Consider the following 17,074-nt stretch of genomic DNA (forward strand, 5'->3'; position numbering starts at 1 on the left):
CTCGTTGCTCGTCGACGGCATCGACTTCTGCTGGCAACAACGTCTGACACGTGCCAAAGGCACGGCCTGACAGGAAAGTTATTGAGATAGTCGGGCCAGTTCCGTTCGGACGCCGGCCTACACCGAACACCCTGCGGGTACCCCGCCTCGCGGCGCGTAGTCTGGGAGAAAGTCACCGACCGCCGCCCCTTCGTGAGGTATACGTGTCACCGCGCCACAACCGCCCCAGGGGCGGCGAGACCCCGGAAGAACGGCCCGCCTCCGGGTACGACCGGTACGGACTGGAGCGCACCGAGGAGTACCTGGGCGAGGACTGGAAGGTCCGGCACGTCGCGGGCGCCAGCGCGGCGGGCAAGCGCTACCGCTGCCCGGGCTGCGACCAGGAGATCCCCTCGGGCACCCCGCACCTGGTGGCGTGGCCCGAGTACGGCGGCGTCGACGACCGCCGGCACTGGCACAAGGCCTGCTGGAACGCGAAGGACCGCCGCACCTCCAAGGTGCAGCGGTCCCGCAACGCCCCGCGGTACTGATCCCCGCGGCCGCCGGCGCTCAGACGTCCCGGCGGCTGACCACGGCGTAGGAGGCGGCGATCGCGGCCGCCGTCACCAGGACGATCAGGCTCATCTGGGCCAGGTCGCTGGGCATCGTCGCCCCGCCCATCCCACTGTCCTGGATCCCGAACAGCTGGAACAGCCCGACGGGCGCGTTGTAGCGCAGGACCAGCCCGCCCACCCCGCTGGTGACCGGCCAGACCATCAGTATCGACCCGAGCACCGGGGGCATGGTGACCACGCCGAGCATCACCGCGATGGCGCCCGCCGAGTGCCGCACCAGCGCCCCGACGGCCATCGCGAGCAGGCCGAGCAGGGTCACGTAGAGGCAGCCGGCCAGCGCGCCCGCCCACTCGGCGAGGCCGTGCGGTCCGGCGGCCGGCCCGCTGTGGAGGATCGCCGCCCAGAGGCCGACGAACCCCACCGACAGGGTGGTGGTGACGAGGGCGACCGTGCCGAAGACCAGGTACTTGGCGGTGAGTACCCGCAGCCGGTCGGGGGCGGCGGTGAAGGTGGTGCGGATCAGGCCCGTGCCGTACTCCGAGGAGATCGTCAGCACACCGAGCATGATCACGGCGATCTGCCCGACCATCAGCCCGAAGAGGGCCGGTGCCGTGTAGGGGAGGTTCGCGTAGTCCCGGGAGGCGGTCTGCACCACGGCCAGCATGCCGACGCCGACGACCAGGCCCACCAGGGAGCCGAGCGTCCACAGGGTGGAGCGCACGGAGGTCAGCTTGGTCCACTCCGAAGCCAGTGCGTGCCCCAGGTGCGGCCGCGGGGTGGGCAGCGGCGAGCTGTAGGGGGTGGTGGTCATCGGGGGTCCTCGGGGGTGCGCTGGGGGGAGGGGGCCAGATCGGCGGCGGTGTCCGGCATCAGGAAGGGGCGCCGCTCGGCTCCCGGCGGCGGGGGAGCGAAGAAGCTCGCCGCCGTCTCGGGCGCGACGGCCGCCGGAGCCTCGTCCTCCCACGCGGGGACCGTCAGCGGCTCGGGTTCCCACAGCTCGGCGCGCGGATCGTCGGAGGAGGTGTACTCGACGGAGGACTGGGTCATCCGCATGTAGGCCTCCTCCAGCGAGGCCCGGTGCGGGGACAGCTCCCACAGCCGTACCCCGGCCGTGTGCGCGAGCTCGCTGATCCGCGGGAGCTCCAGCCCGGTGACGCGCAGCGCCCCGTCGGACTCCTGGAGCACCCGGCCGCCCGCCCCGGTCAGGGCGGTCGCCAGGGTCCGGCTGCCGTCGGGGTCCGCGTCGGCGGCGCGGACCCGCGCGAATCCGGCCGAGTTGTGCGTGATGAAGTCCTGCGTGCTCATGTCGGCCAGCAGCCGGCCCCGGCCGATCACGATCAGGTGGTCGGCGGTCAGGGCCATCTCGCTCATCAGGTGCGAGGAGACGAAGACGGTGCGGCCCTCGGCGGCGAGCTGCCGCATCAGGTTGCGGACCCAGAGGATGCCCTCGGGGTCGAGGCCGTTGACCGGCTCGTCGAAGAGCAGCACCTGGGGGTCGCCGAGCAGGGCGGCCGCGATGCCGAGCCGCTGGCCCATGCCGAGTGAGAAGCCCTTCGTCCGCTGGCGGGCCGCGGCCTGGAGGCCGACCACGCCGAGGACCTCGTCCACCCGCTTCTCGGGGATCCCGGAGAGCTGGGCGATGGACAGCAGGTGCGTACGGGCGCGGCGGCCGCCGTGCACGGCTTTGGCGTCGAGCAGGGCGCCGACGTGCCGCTGGGCGTTGGGCAGCTCCCGGAAGGGGAGGCCGTTGATCGTGACCCGGCCCGAGGTGGGCCGGTCCAGTCCGAGGATCATGCGCATGGTGGTCGACTTGCCGGAGCCGTTGGGCCCGAGGAAGCCGGTCACGTGGCCGGGCTTGACCTGGAAGGACAGCTCGTCGACGGCGGTCTTGGCGCCGAAACGCTTCGTCAGGCCGACGGCCTCGATCATGGTGCTGCCCCTTGTCGGCCCCGGACGGCTCTCGCCCGCCTATGCCCTAAGAGGATATCGAGCCCCGGCCGGTTCCCGCCGGGGCCGGATCCCTGAGCTGTCCCTGAGATCCGGCCCGGGGTTTTCCCGTAGTACGCGGGACGTCCGCCCTGAGGCGGACCCGCCGTCAGGCGTCCCGCTTGCGCAGGACCAGGTAGCCGCCGGCGACCGCGGCGAGGACCCACAGGACCATGATGCCGAGCCCGCCCCAGGGGCCGTAGGGGGCCTGGACCTGGTTCATGGCGTCCGGGACGGTTTCCATGATCTTGGAGCCGGCCTGGTCCGGGAAGTACTGGGCGACCTTCCGGGTCGAGGCGAAGGCGTGGAGGATGTTCGAGATCAGGAAGAAGAACGGCATCAGGATGCCCAGCGCCAGGATCGAGCTGCGCAGGACGGCGGTGACGCCCATCGAGAACAGCGCGATCAGGGCCATGTAGAGGCCGGCGCCGATCACCGCGCGCAGGGCGTGCTCCCGGCCGAGGCCGGTGCCGTGGTCGCCCAGGATCGCCTGGCCCAGGAAGAAGGACAGGAAGCTGGTCGCCAGGCCCACGGCCAGGGCGAGTGCGGTGGCGGCGGTGAGCTTGCCGAGCAGCAGGGTCCCGCGGCGCGGCACGGCGGCCAGCGAGGTGCGGATCATGCCCGTGCCGTACTCGGTGCCGACGACCAGGACACCGAAGACGATCATGGCGAGCTGGCCGAGGGACATGCCCGCGAAGCTGATCATGATCGGGTCGAAGGTGAGCTTCTCGGCGGGGGTCATGTCCTTGAAGCGGGATGCGGTGAAGGAGCACAGCAGGGCGCCGAGCCCGACCGTGACGACCAGGGCGCAGGCCAGGGTCCAGGTGGTCGAGGCCACGGTGCGGATCTTCGTCCACTCCGACCGCAGGACGGCGGGGAAGGAGGCCATGCTCACTCACCGCCCTGTCGGGGCGCGTGGGCGTGGTATTCGACGGAGTCCGCCGTCATGCGCATGAACGCTTCCTCCAGTGAAGCCCGTTGGGGGCTGAGTTCGTGCAGCACGATCTGGTGCTGGGCGGCGAGTTCGCCGAGCCGCTCGCTGGGGACGCCGTCGATTTCCAGGGCGCCGGTGGCGGGGACGCTGATCGCGTCGATGCCGGCCTGGTGCAGGACGTCCTTGAGGCGTTCCTGCTGCGGCGAGCGCAGACGTACGTAACTGCGGGAGTTCCGGTGGATGAAATCCGCCATGGACAAGTCGGCGAGGAGCTTTCCTTGTCCGATGACCACCAAATGGTCTGCGGTCAGCGCCATTTCGCTCATCAGATGGGAGGAGACGAAGATCGTCCTTCCCTCTGACGCCAGGCCCTTCATAAGATTGCGGATCCAGAGAATTCCCTCGGGGTCCAGACCATTGACGGGTTCGTCGAACATGAGGATCTGCGGATCGCCCAGCAGCGCGGCGGCGATTCCCAGCCGCTGGCCCATTCCGAGCGAAAATCCTTTCGACTTCTTCCGTGCCACCGGCGTCAGTCCGACCAGGTCCAGCACCTCGTCCACCCGGCTCCTGGGAATCCGGTTCGACTGGGCGAGGCAGAGCAGGTTGTTGTAGGCGCTGCGGCCGCCGTGCATGGCCTTGGCGTCCAGCAGCGCCCCGATGTGCTTCAGCGGTTCCTTGAGGTCCCGGTAGTGCTTCCCGTCGATCCGGACCGTGCCGCTGGTCGGATGGTCGAGGTCCAGCATCATGCGCATGGTGGTCGACTTCCCCGCCCCGTTCGGGCCGAGGAAGCCGGTCACCGCCCCCGGTTTGACCTGGAAGCTGAGGTGGTCCACGGCGGTCTTCGCGCCGAATCGTTTCGTGAGGCCCTCTAGCTCGATCATGCGGCCACGCTAGAACGCCGCAGGGCCGTACGCCACCTCGAAAGGTGATGTACGGCCCGGGATGCCCGATTTGGGGCTACCAGCGAGTAGGTCCGCGTGCGCACGGGGGTGTATCCGCACGCGGGCGTACGGGAGTTGCTAGCGGCTCTGCTGCGCCGGCACGCCGCGGGTGACCGGCTCGTCGTCGATCGGGGAGCCGGCGGCGGCCACGGCCGCACCGGTCAGGGTCGCCAGCATCTCGCGGACGTTGGTCAGCTGGGCGTTGATGGAGTCGCGGCGGTTGGTGAGCGCCGCCAGCTCGCGCTCGGACTCGCTGCGGATGCGGTCGGCCTTGGCGTTGGCGTCGGCGACGATGTCCTCGGCCTGGCGCTGCGCGGTCTCCACGGTCTGGCGGGCCCGGCGCTCGGCGTCCGTACGGAGCTTCTCGGCCTCCAGGCGCAGCTGTTCGGCGCGGTGCTCGATCTCCGCAAGGCGCTTTTCGGCCTTCTGCTGACGCGAGGCCAGGTCGCGCTCCGACTGCTCGCGACGCTTGGCCAGGTTGGTCTCGAAGTCCGCGGCGGCCTGGGCGGCCTTGGCGCGGGTCTCCTCGAAGAGGGCGTCGGCCTCCTCGCGCTTGGAGGCGGCGTCCTTCTGGGCCTCGGCGCGCAGGGTGGCGGCGTCCCCCTTCGCCTTCTCGACGATGCGGACGCCCTCGTCCTCCGCCTTCGACTTCCGGTCCGCGGCGAACGACTCGGCGTCGTTGCGCACCTGCTGCGCGGCGGACTCGGCCAGCTCACGGTGCTGCTCGGCCGCGCGACGGGCCTCCTCGCGCAGGTCCTTCGCCTCCTCCTCGGCCAGCCGCAGGATCTTCTCGACCCGGGCGCCGAGGCCGGCGTACGACGGCTCCGCGTCGCTCACCTGGGCCTGGGCGTTCTGCGTTTCGAGGTGCAGCTCCTCGATCCGCTTTTCCAGAGAGTTGATTCGTCCTAGGGCGCTGTCGCGGTCGGAGACCAGCTTGGTAATGCGGTCGTCCACCTGACCGCGGTCGTAACCACGCCGCACGAGCTCGAAGCCGAAGGGGGAGGAAGTGTCGCTCATGGGGTTCCTGTCGAATGAGACCGATGAGGTGCTACGTGAGGTGTTGAGGGGAATCCTAGGCGCCCGGGCGGCGTGTCATCGAGTCAATCCGCGTTTGCCCTGGACAATGACACCCCTTTTGAGTGGCAAGGCGACGGAATGATTGTCACTCCTTCGACTGAACCTCCCTCGGAAGCACACATCCTGCGCTCTGACTACCCCTCGGAGGCCTTGCCACCCGAACGAGTGGACCCCGCTGATGCGCCGGCCTTCACGCCCCCCGCGCCCTGGCCGCCCAATGCGGGCTTTCCGCCACCCGAAGGTGCCTCGAATGATTCCAACGCCTCAAGAACGTCCTGGACACGGGAGATCTCGGCCTGAATGTCCTCGCGCCTGCGCACCAGCACCTCCAGCTCGCGCCGGCCCTCGTCCACGATCCGCTCCGCCTCGGCCTGGGCCTCCGCGAGCGCCTTCTCGGCCTGGCGGGAAAGCTCCGCCTTCTTCGTCTCGGCCTCCTTGAGCAGCGTCTCGGCCTTGCGCACGGCCGCGATGCGGACCTTGCTCGCCTCGCTGCTCGCGTCCGACACCAGCTCCTTGGCCTTCGCCTCCGCCTCGGCACTCTGCTCGGTCGCCGCACGGACCAGCTTGTCCACGCGCTCGCCGGCCGACTTCATCTGCTCCGCCGACTCCCGGCGGGCACGCTCGTGCAGCTCCTCGACCTCGGACTCGACGCGGGTACGCAGCTCCTCCGCCCGCTCCCTTATCGCCGCGGCGTCGCTGCGCGCCCCGACCAGCAGCTCGTCGGCGTCCGTACGGGCCTTCTCCACCAGGGAGTTCCCCTCGACGGTCGCCTCGGAGGTGATCCGCGCGGCCTCCTTGCGCGCCGCGTCCACCATCGCGTCGGCCTGCTCCTCGGCCGCCGTCGTGGCGGCCAGGGCCTGCCGGCCCGCGTCGGAGGTCAGCTTGTCGGCCTCCGCCGCCGCCTCCGTGATGAGCCGGTCCACCTGCTCCGCGGCCTCGCGGCGGCGCTTGTTGGCCTCCTCGCGCGCCTCGTCCAGCGCCCGCTCGGACTCCTCGCGGGCCTGCGTACGGACCCGGTCCGCCTCGGTCGCGGCCTCCGCCTTGACCCGCTCCGCCTCGGAACGGGTGCGGGTGGCGTGCTCCTGCGCCGAAGCCAGCGCCTCGGCCGCCTCCGCGCGCAGCCGCTCGGCCTCGCCGGCCGCCTCGCCGACCGTGCGCTCGTTGTCCTTGCGGGTCTGCTCGGTGAGCTTCTCCGACTCCGACACGGCCTCGGTGATGAGCCGGTCCGCCTGCTCGGCGGCGTCCGTGCGCAGCCGGTTGCCCTCCGCGCGCGCCTCGTCGAGGGTCTGCTCCGCCTCCCGCTCGGCGCTCGCGAGGGTCTCGTTCGCCGCCGTGGTGACGCGCTCCGCCTCCGCGGTGGCCTCGCCGATGATCCGGCCGCCCTCCGCACGGGCCTCGTCCAGGGTCCGCGCCGCCTCGGCGCGCAGCCGGTCCGCCTCCGCGGCGGCCTCGCCGACCGTCAGCTCGTTCGCCGCGCGGGTCTCCTCGATCAGCCGGTCGCCCTCCGCACGGGAGTCCACCAGGATCTTGGCCGAATCCCGCTCGGCGGCGGCCAGCGTCGCCGCGGCCTGCGCCGTGAGCTTCTCCGCCTCGGCGGCGGCCTCGGTGATGAGGCGGTCGGCCTGCTCGGCGGCCTCGGTCCGCAGCCGGTTGGCCTCGGCACGCGCCTCGTCCAGCACGGCCTGCGCCTCGGCGCGGGCGGCCTCCGCGGCCTGCTCGGCCTCCGTCGTGAGGCGCTCCGCCTCCGCGGCGGCCTCGCCGACCGTCAGCTCGTTCGCCGCCCGGGTCTCCTCCGTCAGCCGCTCCGCCTCGGCGGCGGCCTCGGTGATGAGGCGGTCGGCCTGCTCGGCCGCCTCGGTCCGCAGCCGGTTGCCCTCGGCGCGGGCCTCGTCCAGGACGGACGCCGCCTCGGCGCGGGTGGCCTCCGCGGCCTGCTCGGCCTCCGTCGTGAGCCGCTCGGCCTCCGCCGTGGCCGCCGCGACCGTCAGTTCGTTCGCCGCGCGGGTCTCCTCGGTGACCCGCTCCGCCTCCGCCGTCGCCTCGGCCGTGATCCGGGCGCCCTCGGCGCGGGAGGCCTCCAGGGACTCCGCCGCCTCGTTCCGGATCCGGTTGGCGTCGTCACGGGCGTCCGCGCGGGTCCGCGCCGCGTCGCGCTCGGACGCCGCCAGGGCGTCGGTCGCCTCCGTACGCACCCGCTGCGCGTACTCGGCCGTGTCGGCGCGCAGCTGCTCCGCCTCGGCGATGGCGTCGCCGACCGTGCGCTCGGCCAGGGCCTTCGCCGCGTCCGTCTCGACCTTGGCCTCGTGGCGGATGCGGGTGGCGTCCTCGCCGGCCCGGTCCCGCTCGGCGTGGGCGTCGGCGCGGACCCGGTCCGCCTCCTGCTCCGCCTCGGCGCGGGTGCGCTCCGCCGCCACCTCGGCCGCGCTGCGCAGCCCGGCGATCTCCTCCTCGGCCTGCTCGTGCAGCCCGGCCACGGAGTCCCGTACCTGCTGGGCGGTGGCCTCGGCCGCCGCGACCAGCTCCGCCGCGCGGACCTCCGCCTCCTCGGTCAGGCGGGCCGCCTCGGCCTGTGCCTCCTCCGAGCGCTTGCGGGCCTGCGCCAGCAGCTCCTCGCTCTGCTCGCGGGCCTGCGCCCGCTCGTTGCCCGCGTCCGTCCGGGCCGCCGACAGGGTCTCCTCGGCCTCGCGACGGCGCCGGGCGGCCTCCTCCTGGGCGGCGGCCAGCGCCTCCGCGGCCTCCGCGGCGACCCGTTCGGCCGCCGCCTTCGCCTCGGCGCGCAGCCGGTCCGCGGTCTCCTGCGCCTCCGTGCGGACCCGCTCCGACTCGGCCTCCGCCTCGGCGCGCAGCCGTACGGCGACCAGCTCGGCCTCCGCGCGGACCCGGCCGGCGTCCTGCGCGGCCTCGGAGCGCAGCTGCTCGGCCTCCGCCTCCGCCTGCCCCTGGAGGGTGCGGATCCGCTCCGCCGACTCGGCGCGCAGCCGGTCGCTCTCCTCGGTGGTCTCCTTGCGGATGTTCTCCGCCGCCAGCCGGGACTCGCGCAGGGTCTGCTCGGCCGACGCCAGGCGGGCCTCGGCGTCCGTCTGGAGCCGGGTGAGCTCGGCGTCGGCCTCCGCCCGCTTGGCCGCCAGGGCCTGCTCGGTCTCCTCACGCCGTGCCCGGACCGCCGCGTCCGCCTCGGCGGTGACCGCCGCGGCCTGCTCCTCGGCCTCGGCGCGCAGCCGTTCCGCCTCGGCGCGGGTGCGCTCCAGGGTCTCCTCGGCCTGCCGGCGCAGGGTGGTGGCCCGCTCCACGGCCTCGGCGCGGACCCGCTCGCTCTCGGCGCTCGCGCCGGAGCGCAGCTCGTCGGCGTCGGCCTTGGCCTTGCCCAGCAGCTCCTCGGCGGTCTTGGCCGCCTCCTCGATCTGCCCGACCGCCTCGCGGCGGGCCTCGCCGCGGATCCGCTCGCCCTCGGCGACCGCCTCGGCGCGCAGCTGCTCGGCCTCGCCGCGCAGCCGCCGGGCCTCCTCCTGGAGTTCGACCGTGCGGGCCCGGTACTCCTCGGTGTCGTCCTTCGCGGCGCCCTTGAGCTCCGCTGCCGCGTCCGCCGCCTGGGCGCGCAGCCGCTCCGCCTCGGCCTCCGCCTCGCGGCGGATCCGCTCGGCCTCCTCGGAGGCGGCGCGGGTGGTCGCCCGGGCGTCCTCCGAGGCCTTGTTCAGTACGTCCTCGGCGGTACGGGCCGCCTTCGCCAGCTGCGCCGCCATGTCCTCGGCGGCGGCCGTACGGGCCTGCTCGCCGGCCTCGGTGCGCAGCCGCTCCGCCTCGGCGCGGGCGTCGGCCAGCGCGTGCTCGGCCTCGGCCTTGAGGGCCTCGGCCTCCTTGGTGGCCTCGCCGACCAGCCGTGCCACCTGCTCCTTGGCGGTGCGGGTGCGCTGCTCGTTGACGGACTCGGCCGAGGCGAGCTGCCGGGCGGCGCTCTCCTTGGCCTCCGCGAGCAGGGTCTCCGCCTCGGCCCGGGCCGAGCGCAGCGCGCCGTCGGCCTCCTGGACCCGCGCCTCGGCGACGCGGCCGAGGTCCAGGGTCTGCCGGCGGGTCTGCTCGGCCTCGGCGGTGGTGGTGGTGCGCAGCCGCTCGGCGTGCTCGGTGGCCTCCTGGGCCTGCGCGGAGGCGGCGGCCAGCAGCCGCTCGGCCTCCTTGCGGGCGCGCAGCAGCGCCTGCTCGGCCTCGGCGCGGGCGGCCTCGGCGTCGGCGGCGAGCCGGCGGCGGGCCTCCTCGGCGGTACGGGCGGCCTCGGCGCGGGCGGCGTTCAGCGCCTGCTCGGCCTCGGCGCGCGACTCCTCCATGAGCCGGCGGGCCTGGGCCTCGGTGCGGGCGCGCAGCTGCTCGGCCCAGGCGACGTTCTCGTTGACGTGCGCCTCGACGGTCTGGCGGCGCTCGTTGAGCTCCTGGTCCAGCCGCTGGCGGCGGTTGACGGCCTCGGCGTGCAGCTCGGCCTGGAGGCGCGCCTGGTGCTCGGCGTGCTCCTGGAGGATGCGCTGGGTCTGCGCCCGGGCGTCGCGCAGTTCGCGCTCGGCGTCGGAGCGCATCTGGTCGGCCTGGATCTGGGCGTTGCGCAGCAGCTGCTCCGCCTGGTATCCCATGTCCGCGCCGTCGTAGGCGGGCCGGGACGCGAGGGCGCGGCGCACCTCGTGCAGCTTGGCCCGCAGCACCTCGACCTGGTAGCCCAGGTCCTCGGCGTGCTGGACGGCCTTCCCGCGCTCCTTCCTCAGCCGTTCCATCTCGGCTTCGAGGCGCGTGAGATGGTCGGCTTCAGCCTGATGGCTCTCCTGGCTTTCGTAGCCGAGCACAGCGCGGTCCCGTCCGTCCCCTGGTCGCAAGCTCACCTTCAATTGAGCATCGCTCGCCCGCTGAACGACGCCCCCGGGGAAATGGTGTCAGAAACCGGGGCAGGGGTATCAGGTCCCGCCCCGTCTCCGACCGCACCCCGGCCGAGCCATGGCCACTCTACCGGCCGGGGAATGGGGGCATCAGTGCGCTGAGGCGGGGCTGTCCCCCGTCGGGTGCCGAGACGCCTTGCTCCATGGGCCCGTGATGAATGGATTTGCGGTGTTCGAATGAATCTGTCCGAGGGTGCCGAGTAGCGTCGTTGACGTGAAGCTCGTCGTCGAAGTGAAGCTTCAGCCTGCGGGAGCACACCTACGCCGAGGTCAAGACACGCTGGGGGCTGGGTGCGCAGGCCGCGCAGCATGTGATCAAGAAGACGTGCGACGCGTATGCGACTTTGAGGGCGAATCTGACGGCCGGCCGCCTTGGCGGGCCTGGGTCGAAGCGCCACCGCTTGGCATCGGGCAAGCCCATTGAGTTCCGGGCGGCCGCAGCCCAGCCGTATGACGACAGAATGCTTTCCTGGCAGCTGGATGCCCGCACCGTCTCCATCTGGAGCACCAGGGGCAGACTCAAGGGCCTCGCCTCCACGGGAGGCCGGGAGCAGCTGGCCACTCTGGCTCGGTACCGCATGGGGGAGTCGGACCTGGTCCACCGGGACGGTGCCTGGTTCCTGCTCGCGACGTGCGAGGTCCCCGAGGCGCAGCCGAACAGCAACCCGGTGGACCTCCTGGGTGTGGACCTGGGCGTCGTCAACATCGCCACCACCAGCGACGGCCATGTCATGGCGGGACGTCGTCTGAACCGCTCCCGCGCGCGGGATCGGTCTGGAAGACCTGACCGGGATCCGCGAACGGGTACGGCTGAGGAAGCCCCAACGGGCCATGGTGCACAGCTGGGCGTTTGCCCAGCTCGGCGCGTTCATTGCGTACAAGGCCCGCCGGGCCGGGGTGCCCGTCGTGTACGTCGATCCGGCGTACACCTCGTGCACCTGCTCCCGGTGCGGCTACGTTGACAAGGCGAACCGGGTCTCGCAGGCCCGCTTCGTGTGCCGGTCCTGCGGATTCGTTGATCACGCAGACCGCAACGGCTCCCGCAACGTCCGCGCACGTGCGCAGGCGTTGTGGCGCAGCGGGGCCCCGTCGACGGCCCCAGCCGCCCTTGTCGGGCTGGACGCGGACGGCACACCACAGCCAGCGGTGTGCCGTAACGCAAGCGCATCACGTCAGTGATGCGCGGTTGACTGCTCCGGGTTGCTGGTGACCAGTTCGGTGAGGACTCCGTGGCAGTCCTTGGGGTGCAGGAAGGTGATCCGGGAGCCCATCGAGCCGATGCGGGGCTCGTCGTAGAGGACCCGGACGCCCTTGGCCCGGATGGCCTCGGCGTCGCCGTCGACGTCGGCCGTGCCGAAGGCGATGTGGTGGACGCCCTCGCCGTTCTTGGCGAGCCACTTGCCCACCGCGGAGTCCTCGCGGGTGGGCTCCAGGAGCTGGAGGTAGGAGGCGCCGCCGTCGGAGGTCTCGTTGATCTTCAGCATGGCCTCACGGACGCCCTGCTCCTCGTTGACCTCGGTGTGGAACACCTCGAAGCCGTACGTGGCACGGTAGAACTCGACGGTCTTGTCCAGGTCGAAGCAGGCGATCCCGATGTGGTCGATTCTTGTCAGCATGGGTCCAGTGCACCGCCGAGGAGGGTCGTCACGCAACGTGCCAGCGATCACACCGACTGCCCGGTGACGGCGCGGGTACTGCTCAGTACATTCAGGTAAACCCTCGTTCACTCCTCAGCTTCCCCGCTGAAAGGGGATTCGCCCTCATGTCCGAAGCGATCAACACCACCTCAGTGATCGTCGCCGGGGCCCGCACGCCCATGGGGCGGCTGCTCGGCTCGCTGAAGTCCTTCTCGGGCGCCGACCTCGGCGGCTTCGCCATCAAGTCCGCGCTGGAGCGGGCCGGTATCTCCGGCGACCAGGTCCAGTACGTGATCATGGGCCAGGTGCTCCAGGCCGGCGCGGGCCAGATCCCGGCCCGCCAGGCCGCCGTCAAGGCCGGCATCCCCATGAACGTGCCCGCGCTCACCATCAACAAGGTGTGCCTCTCGGGCCTCGACGCCATCGCCCTCGCCGACCAGCTCATCCGCGCGGGCGAGTTCGACATCGTGGTCGCGGGCGGCCAGGAGTCGATGACGAACGCCCCGCACCTGCTGCCGAAGTCCCGCGAGGGCTACAAGTACGGCGCGATCGAGATGCTGGACGCGATGGCCTACGACGGCCTCACCGACGCCTTCGAGAACATCGCGATGGGCGAGTCCACGGAGAAGCACAACACCCGCCTGGGCATCGAGCGCGCCCCGCAGGACGAGTTCGCCGCCGCCTCGCACCAGCGGGCCGCCGCCGCGCAGAAGAACGGTGTCTTCGAGGCCGAGATCACCCCGGTGGAGATCCCGCAGCGCAAGGGTGACCCGGTGATCTTCGCCGCGGACGAGGGCATCCGCCCGGAGACCACGGTCGAGTCGCTCGGCAAGCTGCGCCCGGCGTTCGCCAAGGACGGCACCATCACCGCCGGCACCTCCTCGCAGATCTCCGACGGCGCCGCCGCCGTGGTCGTGATGAGCAAGGCCAAGGCCGAGGAGCTGGGCCTGGAGTGGCTCGCCGAGATCGGCGCCCACGGCAACGTGGCCGGCCCGGACAACTCCCTCCAGTCGCAGCCCTCGAACGCGATCCTGCACGCCCTGAAGAAGGACGGCCTGGAGGTCGCCGACCTGGACCTGATCGAGATCAACGAGGCCTTCGCCGCGGTCGCCGTGCAGTCAATGAAGGACCTCGGCGTGACCCCGGAAAAGGTGAACGTCAACGGCGGCGCCATTGCCCTGGGCCACCCGATCGGCATGTCCGGCGCCCGCGTGGTGCTCCACCTGGCGCTGGAGCTCAAGCGACGCGGCGGCGGGGTCGGCGCGGCCGCGCTGTGCGGCGGCGGCGGCCAGGGCGACGCCCTCGTCATCCGCGTTCCGAAGGCGTAGGTGCGGCCCTTATGACGACGGTGGACGTCCCCGCGCTGGTGGCGCAGGCCCGTGAGGGCCGGCCGCGGGCGGTCGCCCGGCTGATCTCCCTGGTCGAGGGGGCGTCCCCGCACCTGCGCGAGGTCATGGCCGCCCTGGCGCCGCTCACGGGCGGCGCGTACGTGGTCGGGCTGACCGGCTCCCCGGGGGTGGGCAAGTCGACCTCGACCTCGGCCCTGGTCACGGCCTACCGCAAGGCCGGCAAGCGGGTCGGCGTGCTCGCGGTGGACCCGTCCTCGCCCTTCTCGGGCGGGGCCCTGCTCGGCGACCGGGTCCGCATGTCGGACCACGCCTCCGACCCGGGGGTCTACATCCGCTCCATGGCCACCCGCGGGCACCTGGGCGGGCTCGCGTGGGCGGCGCCGCAGGCGATCCGGGTGCTGGACGCGGCCGGCTGCGACGTGGTCCTGGTCGAGACGGTCGGCGTCGGGCAGTCGGAGGTGGAGATCGCCTCGCAGGCCGACACCTCGGTGGTGCTGCTCGCGCCGGGGATGGGCGACGGGATCCAGGCCGCGAAGGCGGGGATCCTGGAGATCGGCGACGTGTACGTGGTGAACAAGGCCGACCGGGACGGCGCGGACGCGACCGCCCGGGAGCTGAACCACATGCTGGGCCTGGGAGAGTCCCGCGGCCCCGGCGACTGGCGGCCGCCGATCGTCAAGACGGTCGCGGCCCGGTCGCAGGGCATCGACGAGCTGGTCGAGCAGCTGGAGAAGCACCGGGCGTGGATGGACGAGCGCGGGGTGCTGGCCGAGCGGAGGGCCGCGCGGGCGGCGCGGGAGGTCGAGACCATCGCGATCACCGCGCTGCGGAGCCGGCTGGCCGACCTGCACGGGGACGCGCATCTGGGGGCGCTGGCCGCCAGGGTCGCCGGGGGCGAGCTTGATCCCTATGCGGCGGCCGACGCGCTGCTGGACAGCCTGACCGAGGGCTGAGGCCGCCTGCGGGGGCGGGGTGGGGTGTTTCCCCGCCCCGCCCTTTCGCAGCCCTAGATCTTGCCGCGGGTGCCGCGGAGGTGTTCCGCGACGGGTGCCAGGGATGCGCGCAGGGCCTGGAGGGCCTCCGGGGGGAGCAGGTCGATGAAGTGCTCCCGTACGGACGCCACGTGGCGCGGGGCGACCTTGCGCATGGTCTCCATGCCCTCGTCGGTGAGGACGGCGTACAGCCCGCGCCGGTCGGACTCGCAGTTGACCCGGCGCACCAGACCCGCGGTCTCCATGCGGGTGATCTGGTGCGAGAGCCGGCTCTTGGACTGGAGGGTGGCCGTCGCCAGGTCGCTCATGCGCATCCGGTGGCCCTCGGACTCCGAGAGGTTCACGAGGATCTCGTAGTCGTTGTTGGTGAGTCCGAAGGGCTGGAGATCCTTTTCCAGCTGGTGCATCAGCAGTCTGCTGACGTCCAGGTGGGTGCGCCAGGCGCACTGTTCGGCTTCGGTGAGCCAGCGGGTGGCCGTCTCGGTCTCCATCGTCTCCATGAATGAACTCTACCTAAGAAGTTGAATTACGTACAAAAATAGGAAGATCTTCCCGGCCCGCGAGGCGTGCTCCTCCTCACAGGCCGAGCCGCCGCTGGAGGTCGCCGAGCTGCCCCGGCATCCGCGGCACCCCCAGCTGCCCCAGCGGGCCCTGGCCGGCCCCCGGGACGCCCTGCGCGTTGCCCGCGGCCGCCCCGGCGCCCACCGCGCCGACCGACTGCTCCGCCATCAGCATCTCGCTCGACTGGAGCAGCACCGTGCCCGCCCCGACGAACTCGAACTGGTGCTCCTCGCCCGAGGCGCCTCCGATGCCCGTCAGGGCGCGCAGCCCGCCCATCACGCCGGACATGTAGCCGTGGTCGTAGTGGTGGCAGGGGGAGGGGCAGTCCGCCCAGCCCACCAGCGCCTGCGGATCCACCCGCAGCGGCGGCTCCATGAAGACCACCGGACCGTTGGACGCGGCCACGAACTTCCCGGTTCCGATCAGCGTGAGGAAACCCGGGACGATCGACTGCTTGAGGGCCAGCGAGGGCTGGTAGGCGAGGAGGTTCCCGGACCGGATGGTCAGGTTGCCCTCGTCCAGGTCGTACGAGTTCACGTCGAAGGCCCGGTCGGCCAGCAGCATCTTGCCCTGGCCCTCGGCCACCACCCAGTCGCTCGCGTGCAGCGGCGAGTGGAAGCTGGTGCGCAGCAGCCGGTCGAAGCGGCCGTGCCCGATGCCGTTGAACTCGATGCGCCCGTAGTACGAGATCATCTTGCCCTTCTGCAGGAACCACTGGTTCCCCTTGAGCTCCACGCAGAAGGTGTACTTGTTGACGTTGTCGTCGGAGGGCAGCGTGTACGGGTCGAAGACCGTCGGGCCGCCCGGCCCGCCGCTCACGGGTCCGAAGTTCACAGCTTCTCCTCCGAGGCCTGTACGTAGACGGCGCCCTGGCCGGACAGTTCCAGCTGGAACGCCTCGCCCGAGCCGCGCCCCACCATGTCCCGCCAGCCGAGCGCGGTGGAGAGCTTGTTCCTGACGTCCCCGTGGTGGGCCACGTACGCCTGCGGGTCGACGTGGACCGGCCGGTTCGGGGTGATGGGGAGCTCGATGACCCCGCCGTGGGCCATCACGGCGACCGCGCCGTGGCCCTTGAGGGTGGTGGTGAACAGGCCCTGCCCGGTCACCTGGCCGCGCACCATGCCCATGACGCCGCCCTGCGAGCCCATGAACATCGTGCCCTGCTGGAGGGTGCCGTCGAAGGCGAGCAGCCGGTCCGCCTCGACGTAGAGGGTGTCGCCCTGGAGGTTGATCACCTGGATGTGGTGGCCGCCGTGGCCGAACATCACCGTGCCGCTGCCCTCCACCTCCATCAGCGGGGTCTGCTCGTTCGCCACCCGGCGCCCGATCATGCCCATGACGCCGCCCTGGCCGCCGGTGATGCTCGGGGTGAAGGAGACCTCGCCGCGGTAGGCGAGCATCGCCCCGCGCTGGCTGTACATCTTCTGCCCGGGGACCACCTGGGCCTCGACCATCTTCGAGTTGATCTCGCGGAACGGCATCAGAGGTCGCCCCCGATCGTGTTGCGCTCGCTGGGCTGCACGTACACCAGGCCCTCGCCCTCGAAGCGGATCTGGAACGCCTCGCCCGATCCCTCGCCGATCAGGGTCCGGAAGTTGATCCCCGACTGGAAGGACTGCTGGAGGTTGCCCGTGTGGGCGATGTACGCGCCCGGGTCGACCGAGAGCGGGTACTGGGCGCTGACGCGCAGCACCACCGCCGGGCCGTCGGACATGATCGCCGCCTGGCCGGAGCCCTCCACCGTCGTGGTGAAGAGCCCGTTGCCGGTGCTCGCGCCGCGCAGACCGGTGAAGGTCGTGCCGGTGCGCAGGGAGGAGTCGGTGCACAGCAGGTTGCTGGACTCGACGTAGAGCTTCTCCCCGCGCAGGTTCACCAGGTTGATCTCGCTCGCACGGTCCGCGAAGTAGCAGGTGCCGTGTCCCTGCACCTCCATCACGGTCATCTGCTCGCCGGTGAGCCGGCGCGTCACCATTCCGCGGAGGCCTTCGCCGCCGCCCGTCATCTTCTTGAAGGCCATCTGCCCGTCGTACGCGACCATGGAGCCGTTCTTCGCTTTCACGGCGTCCCCGGTCAGCTCGACGGCCAGCACCTTGCTGCCTTGGAGTCGGAACTGAGCCACGGGGACGA

The 17,074-nt window shown here is 72.0% G+C and carries 15 protein-coding genes; 4 read left to right on the forward strand and 11 right to left on the reverse strand.

Annotated elements, in window-relative coordinates; all coding sequences use genetic code 11:
• Positions 1-203: 203 nt before the first annotated feature.
• Positions 204-530: an ATP/GTP-binding protein gene (locus ACZ5NJ_RS29575; protein WP_468768736.1), complete on the forward strand. Its 327-nt coding sequence runs from the start codon at positions 204-206 to the stop codon at positions 528-530.
• A gap of 19 nt (positions 531-549) precedes the next feature.
• Here the strand turns inward: ACZ5NJ_RS29575 and ACZ5NJ_RS29580 are convergent, their stop codons facing one another.
• The 6 genes from ACZ5NJ_RS29580 to scy all read right to left on the reverse strand — a co-directional run bounded on the left by ACZ5NJ_RS29580 (position 550) and on the right by scy (position 10,318).
• Positions 550-1,365, reverse strand: coding sequence for an ABC transporter permease (locus ACZ5NJ_RS29580; RefSeq protein WP_468768738.1), 816 nt, complete (start codon positions 1,363-1,365; stop codon positions 550-552).
• Positions 1,362-2,483, reverse strand: a complete 1,122-nt coding sequence (locus ACZ5NJ_RS29585) for an ABC transporter ATP-binding protein (protein ID WP_468768742.1) — start codon at positions 2,481-2,483, stop codon at positions 1,362-1,364. The genes ACZ5NJ_RS29580 and ACZ5NJ_RS29585 overlap by 4 nt, the downstream gene beginning before the upstream one ends.
• A gap of 166 nt (positions 2,484-2,649) precedes the next feature.
• Positions 2,650-3,429 carry an ABC transporter permease gene (locus ACZ5NJ_RS29590; protein WP_468768743.1) on the reverse strand — a complete coding sequence of 260 codons (780 nt, stop codon included), beginning with the start codon at positions 3,427-3,429 and terminating at the stop codon, positions 2,650-2,652.
• A gap of 2 nt (positions 3,430-3,431) precedes the next feature.
• Positions 3,432-4,358 carry an ABC transporter ATP-binding protein gene (locus tag ACZ5NJ_RS29595; RefSeq protein ID WP_468768746.1) on the reverse strand — a complete coding sequence of 309 codons (927 nt, stop codon included), beginning with the start codon at positions 4,356-4,358 and terminating at the stop codon, positions 3,432-3,434.
• 138 nt (positions 4,359-4,496) lie between these two features.
• Positions 4,497-5,435: a coiled-coil domain-containing protein gene (locus ACZ5NJ_RS29600; protein WP_042811317.1), complete on the reverse strand. Its 939-nt coding sequence runs from the start codon at positions 5,433-5,435 to the stop codon at positions 4,497-4,499.
• A 194-nt stretch (positions 5,436-5,629) separates the two neighbouring features.
• Positions 5,630-10,318: a polarized growth protein Scy gene (scy, locus tag ACZ5NJ_RS29605; protein ID WP_468768749.1), complete on the reverse strand. Its 4,689-nt coding sequence runs from the start codon at positions 10,316-10,318 to the stop codon at positions 5,630-5,632.
• 900 nt (positions 10,319-11,218) lie between these two features.
• Here scy and ACZ5NJ_RS29610 point away from each other — a divergent pair.
• Positions 11,219-11,587 (forward strand): zinc ribbon domain-containing protein, encoded by a 369-nt coding sequence (locus ACZ5NJ_RS29610; protein ID WP_468768845.1) that lies wholly within the window; start codon positions 11,219-11,221, stop codon positions 11,585-11,587.
• Here ACZ5NJ_RS29610 and mce read toward each other — a convergent pair.
• Entirely contained in the window at positions 11,581-12,024 is a 444-nt protein-coding gene (gene mce / locus ACZ5NJ_RS29615) for a methylmalonyl-CoA epimerase (protein WP_468768750.1), read from the reverse strand. The genes ACZ5NJ_RS29610 and mce overlap by 7 nt on opposite strands.
• A gap of 146 nt (positions 12,025-12,170) precedes the next feature.
• On the opposite strand from mce, the gene ACZ5NJ_RS29620 reads away from it, so the two are divergent.
• Both ACZ5NJ_RS29620 and meaB read left to right on the forward strand, forming a co-directional pair.
• On the forward strand, positions 12,171-13,373 hold the full coding sequence (locus ACZ5NJ_RS29620) for an acetyl-CoA C-acetyltransferase (protein WP_468768752.1): 1,203 nt from the start codon (positions 12,171-12,173) through the stop codon (positions 13,371-13,373).
• A gap of 11 nt (positions 13,374-13,384) precedes the next feature.
• Entirely contained in the window at positions 13,385-14,347 is a 963-nt protein-coding gene (gene meaB / locus ACZ5NJ_RS29625) for a methylmalonyl Co-A mutase-associated GTPase MeaB (protein ID WP_468768754.1), read from the forward strand.
• 53 nt (positions 14,348-14,400) lie between these two features.
• On the opposite strand, the gene ACZ5NJ_RS29630 is transcribed toward meaB, so the two are convergent.
• The 4 genes from ACZ5NJ_RS29630 to ACZ5NJ_RS29645 all read right to left on the reverse strand — a co-directional run bounded on the left by ACZ5NJ_RS29630 (position 14,401) and on the right by ACZ5NJ_RS29645 (position 17,066).
• Complete coding sequence (locus tag ACZ5NJ_RS29630) at positions 14,401-14,877, reverse strand: MarR family winged helix-turn-helix transcriptional regulator (protein WP_468768847.1); 477 nt, start codon at positions 14,875-14,877, stop codon at positions 14,401-14,403.
• An 85-nt stretch (positions 14,878-14,962) separates the two neighbouring features.
• Complete coding sequence (locus tag ACZ5NJ_RS29635) at positions 14,963-15,766, reverse strand: AIM24 family protein (protein WP_468768848.1); 804 nt, start codon at positions 15,764-15,766, stop codon at positions 14,963-14,965.
• Positions 15,767-15,777: 11 nt separating this feature from the next.
• Entirely contained in the window at positions 15,778-16,428 is a 651-nt protein-coding gene (locus ACZ5NJ_RS29640; protein WP_079429815.1) for an AIM24 family protein, read from the reverse strand.
• Entirely contained in the window at positions 16,428-17,066 is a 639-nt protein-coding gene (locus ACZ5NJ_RS29645; RefSeq protein ID WP_468768756.1) for an AIM24 family protein, read from the reverse strand. The genes ACZ5NJ_RS29640 and ACZ5NJ_RS29645 overlap by 1 nt, the downstream gene beginning before the upstream one ends.
• Positions 17,067-17,074 lie beyond the last annotated feature (8 nt).

Source organism: Streptomyces sp. NPDC032091, assembly GCF_055580265.1.

What these genes read in the sequence shown, in the direction of transcription:
- ACZ5NJ_RS29580 (WP_468768738.1), bottom strand. Translation starts at nt 1,365, where the DNA reads ATGACCACCACCCCCTACAGCTCGCCGCTGCCCACCCCGCGGCCGCAC.
- ACZ5NJ_RS29585 (WP_468768742.1), bottom strand. Translation starts at nt 2,483, where the DNA reads ATGATCGAGGCCGTCGGCCTGACGAAGCGTTTCGGCGCCAAGACCGCC.
- ACZ5NJ_RS29590 (WP_468768743.1), bottom strand. Translation starts at nt 3,429, where the DNA reads ATGGCCTCCTTCCCCGCCGTCCTGCGGTCGGAGTGGACGAAGATCCGC.
- ACZ5NJ_RS29595 (WP_468768746.1), bottom strand. Translation starts at nt 4,358, where the DNA reads ATGATCGAGCTAGAGGGCCTCACGAAACGATTCGGCGCGAAGACCGCC.
- ACZ5NJ_RS29600 (WP_042811317.1), bottom strand. Translation starts at nt 5,435, where the DNA reads ATGAGCGACACTTCCTCCCCCTTCGGCTTCGAGCTCGTGCGGCGTGGT.
- mce (WP_468768750.1), bottom strand. Translation starts at nt 12,024, where the DNA reads ATGCTGACAAGAATCGACCACATCGGGATCGCCTGCTTCGACCTGGAC.
- ACZ5NJ_RS29620 (WP_468768752.1), top strand. Translation starts at nt 12,171, where the DNA reads ATGTCCGAAGCGATCAACACCACCTCAGTGATCGTCGCCGGGGCCCGC.
- meaB (WP_468768754.1), top strand. Translation starts at nt 13,385, where the DNA reads ATGACGACGGTGGACGTCCCCGCGCTGGTGGCGCAGGCCCGTGAGGGC.
- ACZ5NJ_RS29630 (WP_468768847.1), bottom strand. Translation starts at nt 14,877, where the DNA reads ATGGAGACCGAGACGGCCACCCGCTGGCTCACCGAAGCCGAACAGTGC.
- ACZ5NJ_RS29640 (WP_079429815.1), bottom strand. Translation starts at nt 16,428, where the DNA reads ATGCCGTTCCGCGAGATCAACTCGAAGATGGTCGAGGCCCAGGTGGTC.